The sequence below is a fragment of the Corynebacterium sp. MSK032 genome (assembly GCF_030232065.1).
In the GTDB taxonomy this organism is placed as follows: Bacteria; Actinomycetota; Actinomycetes; order Mycobacteriales; family Mycobacteriaceae; genus Corynebacterium; species Corynebacterium jeikeium_D.
The window spans coordinates 18,881-35,788 of the sequence record NZ_JASPJR010000013.1 but is presented as its reverse complement, the minus strand read 5'-3'; the positions used below and the strand labels follow the sequence as shown (position 1 = coordinate 35,788).

At 59.5% G+C, this 16,908-nt stretch carries 16 protein-coding genes; 3 read left to right on the top strand and 13 right to left on the bottom strand.

The window, feature by feature from the left end:
• Positions 1-2: 2 nt before the first annotated feature.
• Entirely contained in the window at positions 3-1,445 is a 1,443-nt protein-coding gene (locus QP995_RS08370; protein WP_350309319.1) for a glutamyl-tRNA reductase, read from the bottom strand.
• 224 nt (positions 1,446-1,669) lie between these two features.
• Positions 1,670-1,912, bottom strand: coding sequence for a glutaredoxin family protein (locus QP995_RS08365; RefSeq protein WP_016421985.1), 243 nt, complete (start codon positions 1,910-1,912; stop codon positions 1,670-1,672).
• Positions 1,913-2,076: 164 nt separating this feature from the next.
• Here QP995_RS08365 and QP995_RS08360 point away from each other — a divergent pair, with 164 nt between their 5' ends.
• Positions 2,077-3,201: an HAD family hydrolase gene (locus tag QP995_RS08360; protein WP_016421984.1), complete on the top strand. Its 1,125-nt coding sequence runs from the start codon at positions 2,077-2,079 to the stop codon at positions 3,199-3,201.
• A gap of 238 nt (positions 3,202-3,439) precedes the next feature.
• On the opposite strand, the gene QP995_RS08355 is transcribed toward QP995_RS08360, so the two are convergent.
• The 5 genes from QP995_RS08355 to QP995_RS08335 form a co-directional block, all read right to left on the bottom strand.
• Positions 3,440-3,541, bottom strand: coding sequence for a 30S ribosomal protein bS22 (locus QP995_RS08355; RefSeq protein WP_003855542.1), 102 nt, complete (start codon positions 3,539-3,541; stop codon positions 3,440-3,442).
• Between the two features lie 242 nt (positions 3,542-3,783).
• A complete protein-coding gene (locus QP995_RS08350; RefSeq protein ID WP_005509751.1) occupies positions 3,784-3,975 on the bottom strand; it encodes a helix-turn-helix domain-containing protein in 192 nt (63 codons plus the stop codon).
• Between the two features lie 263 nt (positions 3,976-4,238).
• The gene (proC, locus tag QP995_RS08345) at positions 4,239-5,048 is read right to left on the bottom strand and encodes a pyrroline-5-carboxylate reductase (RefSeq protein ID WP_016421983.1); all 810 of its coding nucleotides are present in this window, start codon (positions 5,046-5,048) and stop codon (positions 4,239-4,241) included.
• A 102-nt stretch (positions 5,049-5,150) separates the two neighbouring features.
• Positions 5,151-6,554: an Rv0497 family membrane protein gene (locus tag QP995_RS08340; RefSeq protein ID WP_016421982.1), complete on the bottom strand. Its 1,404-nt coding sequence runs from the start codon at positions 6,552-6,554 to the stop codon at positions 5,151-5,153.
• 1 nt (position 6,555) lies between these two features.
• The gene (locus tag QP995_RS08335) at positions 6,556-7,494 is read right to left on the bottom strand and encodes a Ppx/GppA family phosphatase (RefSeq protein ID WP_161798518.1); all 939 of its coding nucleotides are present in this window, start codon (positions 7,492-7,494) and stop codon (positions 6,556-6,558) included.
• Between the two features lie 34 nt (positions 7,495-7,528).
• Between QP995_RS08335 and QP995_RS08330 the strand changes: the two genes are divergently transcribed.
• Positions 7,529-8,461, top strand: coding sequence for a DUF3109 family protein (locus QP995_RS08330; RefSeq protein ID WP_016421980.1), 933 nt, complete (start codon positions 7,529-7,531; stop codon positions 8,459-8,461).
• 51 nt (positions 8,462-8,512) lie between these two features.
• Here the strand turns inward: QP995_RS08330 and QP995_RS08325 are convergent, their stop codons facing one another.
• The 5 genes from QP995_RS08325 to mshA form a co-directional block, all read right to left on the bottom strand.
• The gene (locus QP995_RS08325) at positions 8,513-9,208 is read right to left on the bottom strand and encodes a response regulator transcription factor (protein ID WP_016421979.1); all 696 of its coding nucleotides are present in this window, start codon (positions 9,206-9,208) and stop codon (positions 8,513-8,515) included.
• A 3-nt stretch (positions 9,209-9,211) separates the two neighbouring features.
• Positions 9,212-10,519, bottom strand: a complete 1,308-nt coding sequence (locus QP995_RS08320) for a sensor histidine kinase (RefSeq protein WP_016421978.1) — start codon at positions 10,517-10,519, stop codon at positions 9,212-9,214.
• 130 nt (positions 10,520-10,649) lie between these two features.
• Positions 10,650-11,396, bottom strand: a complete 747-nt coding sequence (locus QP995_RS08315) for a phosphoglyceromutase (protein WP_016421977.1) — start codon at positions 11,394-11,396, stop codon at positions 10,650-10,652.
• A 71-nt stretch (positions 11,397-11,467) separates the two neighbouring features.
• Entirely contained in the window at positions 11,468-11,953 is a 486-nt protein-coding gene (locus QP995_RS08310) for a type III secretion system chaperone family protein (protein WP_048732346.1), read from the bottom strand.
• 59 nt (positions 11,954-12,012) lie between these two features.
• Entirely contained in the window at positions 12,013-13,275 is a 1,263-nt protein-coding gene (gene mshA, locus QP995_RS08305) for a D-inositol-3-phosphate glycosyltransferase (protein WP_172620248.1), read from the bottom strand.
• A gap of 259 nt (positions 13,276-13,534) precedes the next feature.
• Between mshA and QP995_RS08300 the strand changes: the two genes are divergently transcribed.
• Positions 13,535-15,370, top strand: coding sequence for a long-chain-fatty-acid--CoA ligase (locus QP995_RS08300; protein WP_083295712.1), 1,836 nt, complete (start codon positions 13,535-13,537; stop codon positions 15,368-15,370).
• Positions 15,371-15,683: 313 nt separating this feature from the next.
• Here the strand turns inward: QP995_RS08300 and QP995_RS08295 are convergent, their stop codons facing one another.
• Positions 15,684-16,859: a UDP-N-acetylmuramate dehydrogenase gene (locus QP995_RS08295; protein ID WP_070549788.1), complete on the bottom strand. Its 1,176-nt coding sequence runs from the start codon at positions 16,857-16,859 to the stop codon at positions 15,684-15,686.
• Between the last annotated feature and the right edge of the window lie 49 nt (positions 16,860-16,908).

Below are 16,908 nucleotides of genomic sequence, written 5' to 3'. Positions count from 1 at the left end.
TGTTAATTTTTGGTGGTTTCAGCAACGCCTTCAATGATGGCACTACTGTCAAGACCATACTGCTCAAATCCCTGCATCCGCCCAATTCGGCCCTCTACCATGAGATCTGCGGGGATATCGGTGTCAGCATACAGGCCAGAGGGGGTGGATAGGGGCAGGTCGAAGAGCTTCTGCAGGGCAAGCGCGTAGTTGCCACCACCCTGCTGGCTAGAAAGCTTCTTGACCTGCACCGTTGGCGCGTGCAAGAGCTTATCGACGACGCGGCGAACCGTGGACTCGACCTCGCGACGTTCCTTTTGAGTAAGACCCGGTGTCTTCGCCTCCAGGCGAGCGAGCTCAGCCGCCGCCACATCCGCCGCGCGCTCACGCAGAGCGCGAACAGTCGGTGCTACCTCGCTTGCGCGCTGCGCCGTGAGGTAGGACTCCAACTCTTCGGCCACAATGTCGCGCGCTGCAGCCTCATCATCACGACCCGGAACCTCCGTGCGAGTCATCTGCAGCAATTCGATGTTGAAGAGTGCGATCCCCTCAAGCCCGGAGACATCCTCCGCGACGTCGCGAGGCATAGACAAATCGACGATGGCGAGCGGGCCGTGGTCGATGACATCGGCAGCTGAGACCACTGGAGTCATGGCTCCGGTGGCACTGACGAGAATGTCCACATCATCGAGGACATCAGCGAAATCATGCAACGCAATAGCAGTAGCGGGGATGCCCGCTTCGATCGAGTGGTTAGCCAGGTTCTGCGCCCGGTCAACGGTGCGGTTGGCAATAATCAGACGATCAATGCCGCAGCGTCCCAGGTAGCTAGCGGCCAGCGAACTCATCGCACCGGCGCCGAGGATAAGGGCCGAACGTCCGGCCAGAATATCGGTACCCTCAGCGACGTCAACACCAGAGTTGAACCCAGGATGCAGCGCAGCAATCGCCTCGTCGATGGCCACGGAGACCATCGATGCGCCCGCATTATCGATCAGTGTTTCGCTGTGGACTCGCTTGCCTGTGTGCAGCGCCTTCTGCGCCAAGTCATGCAGCATGCGACCGACGGTGCCGGCTTCATCCGCTTCCTGGTAAGCATTGCGAAGCTGACCGATAATCTGCTGTTCCCCCAGCACCATCGAGTCAAGACCAGCACACACCGAGAAGGCATGCTCCGCTGCGGCCTGTGCGTACCGCACATAGAGGTGCGGTGTCAGTTCATCGAGTTCGAGCCCAGTACGACCGACAATTTCACGGACCACGGCCGATAGGCCAGAGTGGAAGCCGTTGGCCACCACGTAGTACTCAACGCGGTTACAGGTCGACAACAGCATCGCTTCGCTGATCGCTTCATCCGCGACCAGCCGAGCCAAAATGGCCTCTCGCTCAGTTTCACCGACGGAGACCTTTTCAAGAAGGGTCACCGGTGCAGACCGGTACGACATTCCGACGAGAAGCACACTCACCGCTCAATCACCGCTCTATTGCTCCTTCACAGGCCCCGCTACGGGCTTTTTCACACAGCTATGACTGTTAACGCTAGACAACTCTGCCATCTCGTCACAACAAAGGCATACTTTACTTAGTCTCTACCTCGATGTTCGCAGCACTCCCCTACTTCTTTGCCGCTACTCCACATTCTGCCATGTCTCCGCAGCTCCTAGCAGTTCGGCAGAGTTGTCTCCCGAACTTATTCGGCCTCCGCTATCGCTTCCAGGAGTTCATCATCATCGATTTCCCAGCAAGCGATCTCCTCATCATTGACCAAAATCACCGGCACGCGATCGCCAAATTCCATGGCCAAGTTCGGATCGGTATCGACGTCTTCCACCTGGAACTGCGCATTTTGGTCCCGAACTAGCGGCTCAATCTGCGCAATCACTCGGGCGCACGAACCGCACGTCTTCCTACTCATCACCGTCACAGTCACCATAACGGCCAGTCTAAAGGTCGACTGTTTCGCTTTACGACGTCCCCCTCCCCACACTTCCCCTGCAAAAGTGACTCTTCTTATCCTTGCCCCATCCGCTCCTTGAATCTCAGCGCGCAGCTTTGCCTAAAGACCGGATACTATTCAACAAGAGCTTCCGATAACGGATGTCGGTTGCATACACCGTGGAAAGAGATTTTCGTGCCGTGAGTGAGTTCAGTGCCGACAACCGCTCCCCCTTCCCCATCGACATGCTGGGTGACCTTGCGTCCTCGCAGGGTAACGTCCGCAACTTCCTCGAGCAGGTAGTTCTCGCTCCGCTCAATGACGAAGCACAGGAGGAAGCTGGTGCTGCAGCGGCTGCCAATGCACTGGAAGCTCTCGGCGAAGTCTACGACGTCGGCGGCGAAGAACTGGCTACGGGATTTCGCAGTGTAGCTGGTGCCGAAGATGCCGCTGGCGGTGCCCGTGTGCTCTCGCAGCCCATTCCAGGTGTCGAACGCGATCAGGGCGCAGCCGCTTTCTTCGATGTGGACAACACGCTTGTCCAAGGCGCATCAATCTTCCTCTTTGCCATGGGTTTGGTCGAGCGCGGCTTCATCAAGAAGCGTGATTTGGCCGGCATGATTTGGAAGCAGCTGAAATTCCGAATCTCAGGCGCGGAAAACGCTGCCGACGTAGCTAAGGCCCGTGAACAGGCATTGGAGTTTTTCGCCGGCCACGATGTGAATGAAATGGTCAAACTCGGCGAAGAAATCTTTGAAGAAAAGATCAGCGACCGCGTTTACCAGGGCACCCGCGATCTGGCGGAACTACATATCCAGGCTGGCCAAGAGGTCTGGCTGGTCACCGCCACCCCGGTGCAGCTGGCCCAGGTTATCGCTAAGCACATCGGACTGACCGGCGCCCTTGGCACGGTCGCCGAGGTCAAAGATGGCAAGTTCACTGGCCGCCTGGTAGGCGATATTCTCCACGGCCCGGGTAAGAAGCACGCGGTGGCAGCTCTGGCAGCCTCTTCCGGGTTGGACATGTCTCGCTGCACGGCATACTCAGATTCCGCCAACGACATTCCCATGCTGTCCATGGTGGGCACCGCCGTGGCCATCAACCCGGACCGCAAGTTGCGGAATTACGCCCAGAAGATGGGGTGGACTATCTACGACTATCGCCACTTTCGCTCCGCAACCTTCGCCACGATGCGGTGGCTCTCGATCGGAGCACTGCTGGCAGGAGCTGTCGGGGGCGCGGGACTCGTCGGCAAGCGACTGTGGGACGCGAACAAGGAAAGTTAAACGCTGCTAGGCGCACTCGAGAGTTAGTGACTGCGTTTATGACAAAAATGGCTCGAAAAATGGCATGAAAGTGTCATAAACTCCTACAGTTTCACATTTGCAGCCCGTAATCGGCAGCCCGTGATTAGCCCCCAACGACAAAACCCGCCCTATCTCAACGAGACCGGGCGGGTTCTGCTTTTAAAACGTGTACGCGACGCAGCACGCGCGCTCCTGCGATAACGGCAGGAATGCTGGCTTACTTGCCGAGCTTACGACGCTGCACGCGGGTACGGCGAAGCATCTTGCGGTGCTTCTTCTTCGACATGCGCTTGCGACGCTTCTTAATGACGGAACCCATCGGCTCGACCTCGCTATTCGTTGACGGAAATTTCTTTTCTTGCACAATGGCGGCGTACTCAATGCGGCCTTACAACCGCCGAGATGTCACGCCCTTTTTCCTTCCGCCTTCACAGCTAGATACTTCATGACTTGAAGACGATAGGAAACAGGGGCGCAGCACAGCACCATGTACTAATCGGATTAATCATAGCGGGGACATATGCGTTCAGGTCAAACAGCCCCGCTTAAAGGCAGAAAAAATTAACCCGCGTTGTAGAAGGAGGAGTCCAGGTATTCCTTGACTGCGGACTCATGGACGCGGAAAGAACGGCCAACGCGCACTGCCGGCAGCTCGCCAGCGTGAACCAGGCGGTAGACGGTCATCTTGGATACGCGCATGATGTCAGCAACTTCTGCAACGGTCAGAAAGGTGCCTTTATCTGCATTCTGCATTAGTAAATATTCCCTTCAGCGCACGCGACGCGCTGCAGGCTTCCCCTCCTGCAGAAAATCGTGACACGCACGTGCTTTTCATATCCTACCGGTAGGCAAGGTGCCGGTGCGATTTTTGATAAAAAATAGGGGCATTGGCGAATGGTGTGACAGTTGTGACTAACCCATCGTCCCTGCGTATCGGATTAGCTACTGCCGCTGACCATTTCCAATGCCCCAAATATTGGGGTTACTTGTACACCCGCCTCTACTCGGCGAAATGCTTATTTACCCATCTCGTTGGCCTTGTCATAGCAAGCCTGCAGCGCACGATGCACCGCGCGACGAATGCCTTCTTCCTCGAAAACTCGGGTGGCCGCAGCGGTTGTACCGCCCGGAGAGGTGACATCGGCACGCAACGCAGTCGGGTCCGCGCCTTCCTGCATCATCATCTCGGCTGCACCAGCAGCCGTAGCCGACGCCAGACGCTTAGCCTGATCACGCTTGAGGCCCAGATTCACACCCGCGTCGGTCATCGCCTCGACGAACTGGAAGAAGTAAGCCGGACCGGAGCCCGAGACTGCAGTGACTGCAGACATCAGCGACTCATCGACAACCTCAACGCTGCCGACCTTCTTCAACAGTTCGACAACCTCGTCGGTCTGGCTCTCCGTGACAAAGCGGCCCGGCGCGACTGCACAGACCCCCTTGCCCACCAGCATCGGGGTATTCGGCATGACGCGGATCACCGGAGTACCGACAGCACAGACGCTTTCCATCTTGTCCAGCGTGATGCCAGCCGCCATCGACACCACAATGGTGTCGACCTCAGAGTCATCGAGCACGTCGGCAATCTGCTCGAGCATGTCGATAATCAAGTACGGTTTTACGCACAAGAACACCACGTCGGCACCGTCGACGGCCCCTACTGGGTCGTCGGCATCGACAATGCCGTAGGTCTCCTTCAGACCGGCCAGGCTCTCCTTGGTGCGCCCCACCACATAAATCGAGGAGGGCGAGACACCACCGTCGATGAGACCACCGACGAGTGCGCTACCAATCTTTCCGCCACCAATTACAGCAATTCTTGTCATGGACGCTAAGTGTGCCAAAACTGGCCCACACATGCGAATGCAGGGACCGGAAAACTACGCTTCCGACCCCTGCATCAGGTGATGATTATTCTGTTGACCCCACTACAACTGGAAGAGAATCCAGGGGCCAAATGTCAGCGCCAAACCGACAAGTCCTGCGAGAATCGGTGTCAGTTTGTCCTTCTCACGGCGCAGGTAGTTCGCCATTCCCGCGAAGCCACCAGCGACCACGAGAGCCATGATGACAACCACAATCTTTGGCAGCGACGACCAGGCCATGGTGAAGCCCAGGAACACCAATGCACCAGCAATCAGACCCACGAAGACCTGGATTAGCAGCAACGGCACCGAGAGGGAATTGTCCTCGGCGTAGCCATCGCGCGCGACGGCCTTGCCCTTGGAGCTCTTGGATTCTTCACGCTTAACGACGTCCCGGGGCTCCGCCTGCTTCTCGTCAGCTGCGGCCTGGGTCGGTGTGGTCTCGACCTGTGCAGCCTCAGTGGGGGCGTCCTCGGCCTGCTCGATATCGGCCTGTGCGTCTTCTGCCTGTGCAACTTCAGGAGCGACAGCGGCTGCCACTGCCGCCTTGGAAGCGGCACCGGTATCGGCGTCAGCGTCGGCAGCCTCGAAGGTAGCGGTTTCCTGAGCAGCTTCAGCCTCAGCAAATTGTTCACCGTCGACGTCATCCGATTCAGCGGATGCCTCGGACTCTTCGTCGACATTGTCCTGGACAACCGGAATGGAGGCAGTCGGACGGTCGTCGTAAGCGTTGGAACCGGTGAGTACCGCACGAGCGACTGGCCCCGGCTCCCCAAGCTGCTGCGACTCGTCTGCCATGTCACGCAGTTCGGTGAAGGTGTAGGTAATCTCCGAACGCTCGGAGTTGACCATGACCGGACGGGGTTCCATCGGAATTGCCAATGGCACCGCAGGGGCTGCTGGCTGCGCAGTTGGTGTGCTCTGCGCGGCTTGCTCCTGCTGCGGAGCTGCCGGTGCAACCGGTGCAACCGGTTCTTCAGCAACTTCGGCAACCTCGTCAGCTTCGGCCTCAGCGACCTCGGCGTCAGCTACTTCGGCGTCAGCCTCAGCTAATTCCGACTCCTCTTCTTCCTGATCAGCAGCTTCAGCCTCGGCCTCAGCTTGAACCTCATGCTCCGACGAATCCGCCCCTTCAGCAACTACCACTGGCTCAGCGACAGCCTCCGAGTGCTCCGGAGCTTCTACCTCCGGTTCGGTTGCCTGCGCTTCTTCGGCGGCGTTGGCCGCAGCTTCGTCGGCAAGCAAATCACTCGTAGTCGTCTGATCGTCGTCTGCGTTGGAAAGAGCGTGAGCACCACGTCGCGGTTCGTCGGCCTTTACACGAGGGATTGAGCCGGTGAGCTCCTGAACAGACACACCGCCTTCTTCAAGGCTGCGTCGACGGCGGCGCCGCGGTGGTTCAGAGGGGGCTCCCTCCTTCTGCCGCCGCGCCAGCAGTTCGGCAACGGTGAGCTTTTCCTCGCTCATCTCAACCCTTTCCGTATAGGTCACTGTCCAGTCGTCGGAAGATAATGCCCTCACGCAGCGCCCAAGGACAAATCTCGACCTTCTCTAATCCCAATGCTCGCATACTAGCCTCTGCAACGAGAGCACCTGCGACAATTTGGTGAGAACGATTCGCACTAACACCCTCAAGTTCAGCACGGTCAGCCGCCGTCATGCGGGAAATAAACGCAATCAACTGGCGCAAACCAGCGGCAGTCAGAGTGCGCTTAACCCGGGGACCAGCAGCGGAAGGCGCCGCACCGGTCAGGCGAGCGAGAGTGCGGAAAGTCTTCGAGGTGGCGACAGCCAAGTCCGGCTCACCAAGCGTACGCAGATGACGAGCTGGCTCAGCGAGCTCAGCATCAATGTAATCGCGCAGCAGGTCAATCTTCTTGCGCTCCGGCGGATCGGTCTCGAACCACTCGTGGGTCAACCGTCCCGCACCGAGCAGCAGCGAGTACGCGGCCTCCGGATCTTCATCAGTACCCGACGTCAGCTCAAGAGAACCGCCACCGATATCCAGGTTGATTAGACGACCAGCAGACCAGCCGTACCAGCGCCGTACTGCCAAAAAGGTCAGACGAGCCTCATCCTCACCGGAGAGAATCTGCAGCTTAATGCCAGTTTCTTTCTCAACGTGGGCGAGAACCTCGTCCGCATTCGTGGCATCGCGAACAGCTGAAGTGGCGAAGCTAATCATCTCTTCGCACTTCATCTGCTCAACCAATTCCTTGGATTCAGCGACGTAGCCCGTCAGCTTGTCAATGCCCTTCTTGGACAGGTTGTTGTCCTTATCCAGGTACTCGACCAGCTTCATCGTCGACTTGGAATCGCTCATCGGAGTCGGATGTCCGCCCCGGCGGGCGTCCACCATCACCAAGTGGACGGTATTACTACCTACATCTAATACACCTAATCTCACTCTTAGTAGGTTAGACGGTCTACGGTGTATTGGTGTGAATCAACCCCACCCCCGCCCCGGTCGTGGACCGCAACCGTCTCCCGCTGAAGTCGCCTATGACTTTCCCCGCGAGTGGTTCGAGTTCGCCCACCCGGAGGACCCAGAACATATCATCACCTGCGACCTAACCTGGTTGATGAGCTCCTATCAATGCGCTTTCGGCACCTCCGCTTGCCAGGGCATCGACTCCGCGAACGCGGATGTCGGATGCTGTGGCCATGGCGCCTTTATCACCGACGAAGAAGACCGCGAGAGGGTTATTGACGTCGTAAAGCGAATGGAAGGCGACTCCGCAGAGCCCCAGTGGTGGCAGAACCGCCCCGAACAAACTCTGAAGTGGCTTGAAACCTACGAAACCGACCCCTCCGAACCGTTGGAACCGTGGTTAGTGTGGGACGAGCTTGACGACGAAAACGGAGAGCCTGAGCCTGCTCTGAAAACGAAGGTCGTGAAGAATGCCTGCATTTTTGCCAACCGTGACGGATGGCGCAATGGTGCGGGCTGTGCCATCCACCAATGGGCGATGGCCAACGACATTGACCCCGTAAAGGTCAAGCCGGATGTGTGTTGGCAGGTGCCGCTGCGCCGACTGGAGGACTGGGAGGAACGCCCGGACGGCCAGGAGATTCTGCGCACGACCATTACCGAATACGATCGTCGTGCCTGGGGCGATGGCGGCGAGGACTTTGAATGGTTCTGCACGGGCGCGCCGGCCACACATACCGGTGGCGAGCCGGTGTGGCGCACGCACAAGTCCGAGCTAATAGAGCTCATCGGCGAAGAGTGCTACGAAATTCTGGCGGAGCACTGCCGTGCCCGAGAAATAGCGGGCGCGGCCAAGGCTTTCGGGCCGAGTGGCTACCCACTGCTGGCGATTCACCCGGCCACACGCGCAGCGGCCGAGGGGCTGGCGCCGGACGAGGTTTAAGTCGGGGTTTCTCAGACCGACGGCGGAGATTGTCGGCAGCAGTCTGCTGAGCTAGTCCTCGAACTTGTAACCCAAGCCGCGAACGGTGACCAGGAACTCCGGCGAGGAAGGATTGCGCTCGATCTTGGAGCGCAGGCGCTTGATGTGTACGTCCAGCGTCTTGGTGTCGCCGACGTAGTCGGAGCCCCAGACGCGGTCGATGAGCTGGCCACGGGTTAGCACACGACCACGGTTGCGCAGCAAGTACTCCAGCAGGTCGAATTCCTTGAGCGGCATTGCGACATCATCGCCGTCAACGGTGACTACATGGCGCTCGACGTCCAGCACGACCGGGCCGCCGCGCAAGACCTCCTCGTAGATATCCTCGACATCGTCGGAGTCGTCGTGGCGACCGCGGCGCAGCACAGCCCGGATACGGGCAATAAGTTCCCGAGAGGAATACGGCTTGGTCACATAGTCATCCGCACCAATTTCGAGGCCGACGACCTTGTCAATCTCAGTGTCACGGGCGGTCACCATAATCACTGGGACAGAGGACTTTAAGCGGATGTTTTTGCAGACCTCGGTGCCACTCATACCTGGCAGCATGAGGTCCAGCAGCACAATGTCCGGTTCTGCCTTGGAGAATTCTGCAAGTGCTTCCTGGCCGTCAGCGGCCATCCGCACCTCGAATCCTTCGCGCTGCAGCAGAAACGCAAGCGGCTCCGCCAAAGCCGTCTCGTCTTCGACAATAAGTACCTCAGTCACGGATTACTTCATTCCTTCCTTGGAATCCTTGTTCTGGGAATCCTTATCCTTGCCACGGGTTTTGCCCGTACCGCGCTGCGCGTTTTTCTTAGCCGCAATTTTACCCGCAGGCTGGGTGTGGCCGATTGGCAAACGTGCAGATACATCGCCATCATTCGACGCGGAACCGTTCTTTTCCATCAGCGGGAGCTCAATGGTGAAGGTCGATCCTGTGCCCAGCCGACTCCACAGCTTCACGGTTCCCTTGTGATTCGCTGCGACGTGCTTAACAATTGCCAAGCCCAGACCGGTACCGCCTGTCGCCCGCGAGCGTGCCTTATCCGCACGGAAGAAGCGCTCGAAGATACGCTTCTGATTCGCCTGGGAAATGCCGATACCGCGGTCAGTGACGCGGATAGCGACGGTGTCGTTATCCTCCTTGACCGCAGTCACAGATACAGGCGTGGCCTCTGGCGAGTAGTTGATCGCATTTGAAATCAGGTTGGACACCGCGGTGATCAGCAGGCTGCGTTCACCTTCAACCACCAAATCCGGCTCACAGTCAACGGTGATTTCAATACCCGCCTGCTCCGAGAGCATCTGGTTACGACGCACAGCTCCTTGGACAATCTCTTCAACCTTCACGGGAGACATGTCCGGCAGCGGCTCTGCCCCCTGCAGCTTCGACAGCGAGATGAGTTCCGTAATCATGGTCGACATCCGCTTGGACTCCTGCGTCAGGCTCTCACTAAAGTGACGCACGGCAACCGGGTCGTCGGTAGCTTCATTCAGCGCCTCGACCAAGAGGCTGATGGCCCCCACCGGAGTCTTGAGCTCGTGGGAAACGTTAGCCACAAAGTCACGTCGCGCGGCCTCCATACGGGCCTGTTCGGAGACATCCGCCGCATAAATCACCACAAAACGGTCGTCCACCAGTGACAACGGAGTTAGCTGACAGCGGACAATTGTGTCCGGCGCCCCCGCCCGGCGCGACGGCAGCACCAGCGTTAGCTCCTGGTCCTCCTGCGAGTCAAAGACCTTGAGCGCAGCTTCCCAGCCCACGTCATTGAGGCGGCGCTCATAGACCAGCCCTAACTTGTGCGCCATGGAGTTCGACAAAATCAAATCACGTGAGATGTCAACGACCACCACACCCGTCGGAGACTTCTGAATGGCCAGGTGCATGACCTGCGCCATGGTGGTTATTGAACTTTCCTCGTCGCTCTTCTGACGCCGAGCGGCGTTATAGGCACCCGAGACAACTCCACCAAGAATCAGCACAGCTGCCATAACCGCAGCACCTAATAGAGCGGCGATAATGATTTTTGACACGGGTCTTACCCTAAGCTCTTTTCACAATCCGCGCGCGCTGAAAATCAGTGCGCTAGCTAGCTCTAAATAGACCAAGGAGCACAGCCCCACTTGGCTGCGCCCCTTATCGGCCTATCAAACACCTACATTTTTACTTGTTGCCCTGAGCAGCAACAGCAGCAGCACCTGCAGCTGCAGCTTCCGGATCCAGGTAGGTGCCACCCGGGTTCAAAACCTTGCCCTCAGCATCAAAGTCGTAAACCAGCGGGATACCGGTCGGGATGTTCAGAGCGGCAATGTCCTCGTCCGAGATGTTGTCCAGGTGCTTGACCAGTGCACGCAGGGAGTTACCGTGAGCTGCCACCATGACAGTCTCACCGGCCTTCAGACGCGGCAGGATTTCCTCTTCAAAGTAAGGAATGAAACGCTTCACGACGTCCAGGAGGCACTCCGTGCGCGGAACCTCATCCAGGTTGGCGTAACGCGGGTCATTAGCCTGCGAGAACTCGCTGTCATCCGACAGCTCCGGCGGCGGAGTGTCGTAGGAGCGACGCCAGGACATGAACTGGTCCTCGCCGTACTTCTCCTTGGTCTCTGCCTTGTTCAGACCCTGCAGAGCACCATAGTGGCGCTCGTTCAGACGCCAGTCACGGATAACCGGAATCCACAACAGGTCAGCGGTATCCAGGGCAATGTGTGCGGTGTTAATTGCGCGACGCAGCAGCGACGTGTAGAGAACCTGCGGCTTCAGGCCTGCCTCTACGAGCATCTCACCGGCACGTACTGCCTCAGCGCGGCCCTTGTCGGTCAGTGCAACGTCGACCCAGCCCGTGAACTGGTTGGATGCGTTCCACTCACTCTGGCCATGACGGACAAGAATCAGTTTTCCATTGCTCATACCCCTAATTGTGCCCCAAAACGGGAAAGCCCGCCGTTCGTTGCCCCGCTATGTGGGTTGCTACCCCCCGGCTACTCAACCATGTGGCGGAACTGCTCCAGATTGGCCAGGTTTTCCCCACGGTCAACCCGCCACTCCCACTCACGCTTAATTGCCGATGCAAAGCCGCGTTCGAGGATCTGGTTGAAGTCCCCATCGGCCGTCTCCAGCAGCTGACCGAGGAGACGGTCGAGGTCATCGTCGGAAAGCTCAGCGGGCAGTTGACCGACCAGGTAGATGTCGCCGGCGGCATCGATGGTGTAACCGATGCCGAACAGACGACGGTTGCGCTGTAGCAACCACTTGTAAACGGCCTCGTGGTTTTCTTCGACCGCGCGACAGACGAAGGCTTCAACACGCAGGGAGTCCGGCGCCGGGATGAGGCCGACGATAGTCTTGAGCTTCTTCTTACCAGGCAGGACCACCACGGCGGCATTGTCTGCAATACCATGCTCGACACCGAGGCGTTCCAGCTGCTCACCGAGGGATTTCAGCTGTACTTGGATGTCCGTGCTCATCGTGAATCATCTCCCTGCTTTTGTGGCTACGGCTCTGGCGGTACTGAAGCTAACGAAACCTACCGGGAGCCGCCCGCATCCCGGATAGAGCCGGGACAATTTTCCTTTTGGAGTTCGGTTCGATGATAGACATCGGCCAACCGATCCACGGTCTTTTGCCAGGAAAACTCCAAGGAGTGCTCACGCGCCTGGGTGGCCAACTTAATGCGCAGCTCGTCGTCCTCCACCAGGCGACCGAGGGCATCGGCCCAGGCTGCGGGCTCGTGACCGTCGACAAGCAAACCGCTGACCCCATCGTCGACAGCGATGGAGAGCCCGCCGACATTCGCCGCGACAACGGGAGTGCCAGTGGCCTGAGCCTCCATCGCCACCAACCCGAAAGTTTCGTTGTAACTGGGCACGGCGACAATATCTGCGGCCTGGTAGAGCTTCGCCAGGTCCTGCGGCGGGCGCGGGGGCATGAAACGGACCAGGTGGTCGATCCCCTCTTCCGCGGCGAGATTGGTGAATTCGTCGGGCGCATGCAGCCCAGAACCGGAAAGTCCACCGCAGATAATCACTCGGACATTAGTGGCGGGATGGCGACGCATGAGCTCACCGACACCCCGCAGCAATACCTGCGGGCCTTTCAGCCGCTGCAGCCTACCGACGAACAAAATGACCTTAGTGTGCAACGGGATGCCCAGCTCACGACGGGACCGCTCGGTGGCACGATCACTGCCCGGCGAAAAGAGCTCCACGTCCACCCCGGGCGGCACGACATTGATGCGCCACGGGTCGGCATCGTGGAGATCCGCGAGCTGCTTAGCCTCGGCATCTGTGTTGACGATGAGCCGGCACGCATTGTCCACAATCTGCTGCTCACAGATACGCCGAGACTCCGGCTCCGGCGTATCTCCCTCCGCCAGATGGAGATTCTTCACTGCCGCCAGCGTGTGCGCCGTGTGCACAAACGGAATGTCAAGCAAATCCGACAGCAGCCACCCCACCTGGCCAGAGAGCCAGTAGTGCGAATGGATCAGGTCGTATTCAATCCCCTGTTTGCGGGCGAATTCAATGACCCCACCGGCAAAGGCCGGCATCTGCGTAGCCAGGTCTGACTTCTCTAACCCCTCATAGGGACCAGCCACAATGTTGATGACGCGGAAGTTCTCACTGACCTGAATCACCGGCCCATCGCTGGAACGCGTGGCGCGGGTGAAAACATCCACCTTCACACCGCGTCGCGCCAGCTCCTCGCAGGTGCGCAGCACGTAGACATTCATGCCACCAGCGTCACCGATGCCCGGTTGCTCCAGCGGAGAGGTATGCATGGAGATCATCGCGATGCGGTTCGGCCACGCCGGGGTGTTAGAGGTGGCCGCGTCTGCGCCCGCCGTTGCCGCCGGAAATGTTTCGCTCATACTGCCCAGAGTGCCTATGCCAGGGGCAACCCCGCAAATGAGTACCTCAAATACGTGTATTGGAATTCCGGCATCGCAGTGCGACGTACGGCACAATAGAGGTCGATACCTACTACGTCGTAGGTTATTATCACCTCACGACATAGTCAGGTGCTAAACAAAAACCTAGGAGGACCCCATGGCCGATACATCCAGCTCACACGCTGCAAATGACTCCGCCCCAGCTCACGGTTCCACACCCAACGCTGCGGCCTCCAAGGCCTGGCTGAACCTGTATCCGGAGTGGACCCCACCCCACATCGACTACAACTTCGACACCCTCCTAGACGTCTACCGCCACACTCTGAGCAACCACCCGCGCCGCAAGGCATTGACCTTCTTCGGTCGCTCCACCTCCTACGCCGAGCTAGATGCCAAGGTTCGCAGCGTTGCCGCCGGCCTGCGCGCACTTGGCGTACGCAAAGGCGATCGCGTGGCACTGCTCATGCCGAACTGCCCGCAGCACGTCATCGCCTACTGGGCAGTTCTGCACCTCGGCGCTGTTGCCGTAGAGCACAACCCCCTCTACACCGCCCACGAACTGCGCCACCCATTCAACGACCACGGCGCCCGCTTTGCCATCTGCTGGGACAAGATCGTCCCCGTACTTGAAGACCTCCGCAACAACACCCCGCTCGAGACCATCATCGCGGTCAATATGCTGCAGGACCTGCCGTTTGTCATGCGCACCGCCCTGTCGATCCCGCTGCCGAAACTCCGCGCCGCCCGCGCTAAGCTGCACTCCTCCGCACCGCAGGTCATGGGTTTTGACGCTTTGCTTCACGACGCCGTCGGCGGAGACGGCCACGACCTCCAGGCCGATGAGTCCATCACTGCCGATGACACTGCAGTGATGATGTACACCTCTGGCACCACGGGCTCGCCAAAGGGCGCACAGTTGAGTCACCAGGGGTTGGTAGCGAACATTCTGCAGGGCAAGGCCTGGGTGCCGGGCCTTGGCAAGGAGCGGGAAATCTCCCTCGGCGTTCTGCCGATGTTCCATGCCTACGGCCTGACCATTGTCACCAACTTGTCCATGCTGATTGGCGCTGAACTGGTGCTGGTGCCGGCACCGGAGATTCCGCTGATTATGAAGGTGATGAAGAACAATCGCCCGACATGGGTGCCTGGTGTGCCGACTCTCTACGAGAAGATTGTCGAAGCCGCCGAGCGCGATAATGTCGACCTCTCCGGCGTGAAGTTCGCCTTCTGCGGTGCTGCTACCCTGCCGGTTTCCCTTGTGCAGAAGTGGGAGAAACTCACTGGCGGGCGTCTTGTCGAAGGCTACGGCCTCACCGAAACGTCACCGATTATCGTCGGCAACCCGATGGACGGCAACCGCCGCCCGGGCTACGTTGGCCTGCCATTCCCTGACACCGAGGTCGCCATCGTTGACCCCGAAGATCCCACCAAGCTCCGCGCTGACGGCGAGGAGGGCGAGGTCATCGTCCGAGGCCCACAGGTTTTCGCCGGTTATCTCAACCTCCCGGAGGCAACGGAGAAGTCCTTCACCGATGGGCCTGCTGAGCTTCCCGCTGGCGATCGTTGGTACCGCACCGGCGATGTCGGAGTCATGGAGTCGGACGGCTTCATCAAGCTGGTTGCCCGCATCAAGGAGGTCATCATCACCGGTGGCTTCAATGTCTACCCGGCCGAGGTCGAGGAAGTACTGCTCTCCCACCCAGACATCACCGATGCCACGGTCGTCGGCCTCCCGAAGAGTGACGGCTCCGAGATGGTCGTGGCCGCCATCACCCTTGCTGACTACGCCCGACTGGATTCCGACGCCTACCGCGACCACTGCTACGACAACCTGACCCGGTACAAGGTGCCGCGCGCATTCTTCCACCTGGAGGAACTTCCTCGCGACCAGATGGGCAAGGTCCGCCGCCGCGATGTCCGCGACGTGCTGCTCACGCAGCTGGAGCAGAAGGGCCAGAGCGTCGATTCGCTTTCCCACCGCAAGCACCATTAGTTCACGGTGGTTTTGTAGTTGGGATAGGGGCCTGAGTAGAGCGGGCTCCTATCCCTTTAAGGCGGACCCCGGCTCCCCCCCCAGACTTAGTGACTAGGTTTATGACAAAAAACTGAGGGTGAATAATATTCACATGTCATAAACCTAGTCACTTTCTCTATCCCCGACCCTGAGAGAAGGCCCGGGAGCGCAAGCTGAGGACTACTCAGCGGCTCCAGCGACTCCAGCGCCCCCCCATCAAGCCCGCCAGCCCCATCAGGCACGCCAGCCTCTCCAGTCCGCCCCCACTGGCCATCAGCCACCCGCCGCGGGCCTAATCGATGCTCACGCCGACCCACACCGGCTCGGGCACCAGGGTCACGCCGAAGGCCTTTTCCACGCCAGCGCGCACATCGCGCGCCAAAGCCACCAAGTCGGCGGCGGTCGTAGGCGTACCGTCGCCGGACTCCCCGCGGTTGGTCAGGGCAAGAGTGTGCTTAGTCGACAGTCGTGCGGGCGCACCGTCACCGGGGTAGCCCTTCGGGAACCCGGCGCGCTCGATAAGCCACGCCGCCGAGAGCTTCACGGCTCCCTCGTGGCCGGGGCCAGCGGGGAATGCGGGCATATTCGCGGCCTCATCGGCCCCACGCAGCGCGGCAACCTTTGCACGCACGGCCTCCACCGAGTTCTCCGGAATGATCGGGTTGGTAAAGAAAGAACCCGCCGACCAGGTATCGCGGTCAGCATCTTCGAGCACCATGCCCTTGCCCCGGCGCAGCTCAAGCACCTTTTCGCGCACCAACTCAGCCGGCCTGCGAATCTCGCCAGCCGCAGCCTCGGCCTCGTCGACGCCCAGGCGCCGCGCCAGTTCGCCATAGCGAAGTGGCGCGGACATGCCATCCACACTGAGCTCGAACCGCACGGCCAGCACCACTGCCCGTGCGGTGAACTTCAGGTTCGAGTAGCGGTAGGAAAGGTCGAGAGACTCCGGTTCCACCCACTCGACCGAGCCGGTTGCGCGATCGTAAAGCTGCACCGAGTCCAGGACCTGCGACACCTCAGCACCGTAGGCGCCAACGTTCTGCACCGGAGTGGCTCCGGCCGATCCCGGAATACCCGACAGGCATTCAAGGCCGCCAAAACCTGCGTCGACACTCATCTCCACGACCTCGTCCCAGACCGCACCGGCCTCGGCCTCCACGATTGCCGACACGGACTCCAGCCCGTGTCCGCGAGTGCTCATGGTCACGTTGTCGGCCTCGATCACCACGGCCACCAGCGGCTCGAGTTCATCGGCTACCACCAGGTTGGATCCGCCTCCCACGATGAGGAGGGGCACGTTAGCGTCGTCAAGCGCGCGTACAACATCGACCACAGCGTCCGTCGTGCTACACCGGACGACGGCACGCGGCACCCCGCCGAGGCGGAGCGTCGTCAAATCCGCGAAAGCGGTATGCGTGCTGAGCTCCACCCCCTCTAGCCCCGCAAGCCCATCGATGGCTTCTTCCATGTCGGAGGTCAGGTGAATTGGGTTCGGCGATTGGTCGAGATTTTCCACG

Excerpts from the sequence above, each read along its gene's own strand:
- QP995_RS08365 (WP_016421985.1), bottom strand. The coding sequence starts at position 1,912 with ATGGTGACTGTGACGGTGATGAGTAGGAAGACGTGCGGTTCGTGCGCC.
- QP995_RS08360 (WP_016421984.1), top strand. The coding sequence starts at position 2,077 with ATGTCGGTTGCATACACCGTGGAAAGAGATTTTCGTGCCGTGAGTGAG.
- QP995_RS08355 (WP_003855542.1), bottom strand. The coding sequence starts at position 3,541 with ATGGGTTCCGTCATTAAGAAGCGTCGCAAGCGCATGTCGAAGAAGAAG.
- QP995_RS08350 (WP_005509751.1), bottom strand. The coding sequence starts at position 3,975 with ATGCAGAATGCAGATAAAGGCACCTTTCTGACCGTTGCAGAAGTTGCT.
- proC (WP_016421983.1), bottom strand. The coding sequence starts at position 5,048 with ATGACAAGAATTGCTGTAATTGGTGGCGGAAAGATTGGTAGCGCACTC.
- QP995_RS08340 (WP_016421982.1), bottom strand. The coding sequence starts at position 6,554 with ATGAGCGAGGAAAAGCTCACCGTTGCCGAACTGCTGGCGCGGCGGCAG.
- QP995_RS08315 (WP_016421977.1), bottom strand. The coding sequence starts at position 11,396 with ATGAGCAATGGAAAACTGATTCTTGTCCGTCATGGCCAGAGTGAGTGG.
- QP995_RS08310 (WP_048732346.1), bottom strand. The coding sequence starts at position 11,953 with ATGAGCACGGACATCCAAGTACAGCTGAAATCCCTCGGTGAGCAGCTG.
- mshA (WP_172620248.1), bottom strand. The coding sequence starts at position 13,275 with ATGATCTCCATGCATACCTCTCCGCTGGAGCAACCGGGCATCGGTGAC.
- QP995_RS08300 (WP_083295712.1), top strand. The coding sequence starts at position 13,535 with ATGGCCGATACATCCAGCTCACACGCTGCAAATGACTCCGCCCCAGCT.
- QP995_RS08295 (WP_070549788.1), bottom strand. The coding sequence starts at position 16,859 with ATGGAAGAAGCCATCGATGGGCTTGCGGGGCTAGAGGGGGTGGAGCTC.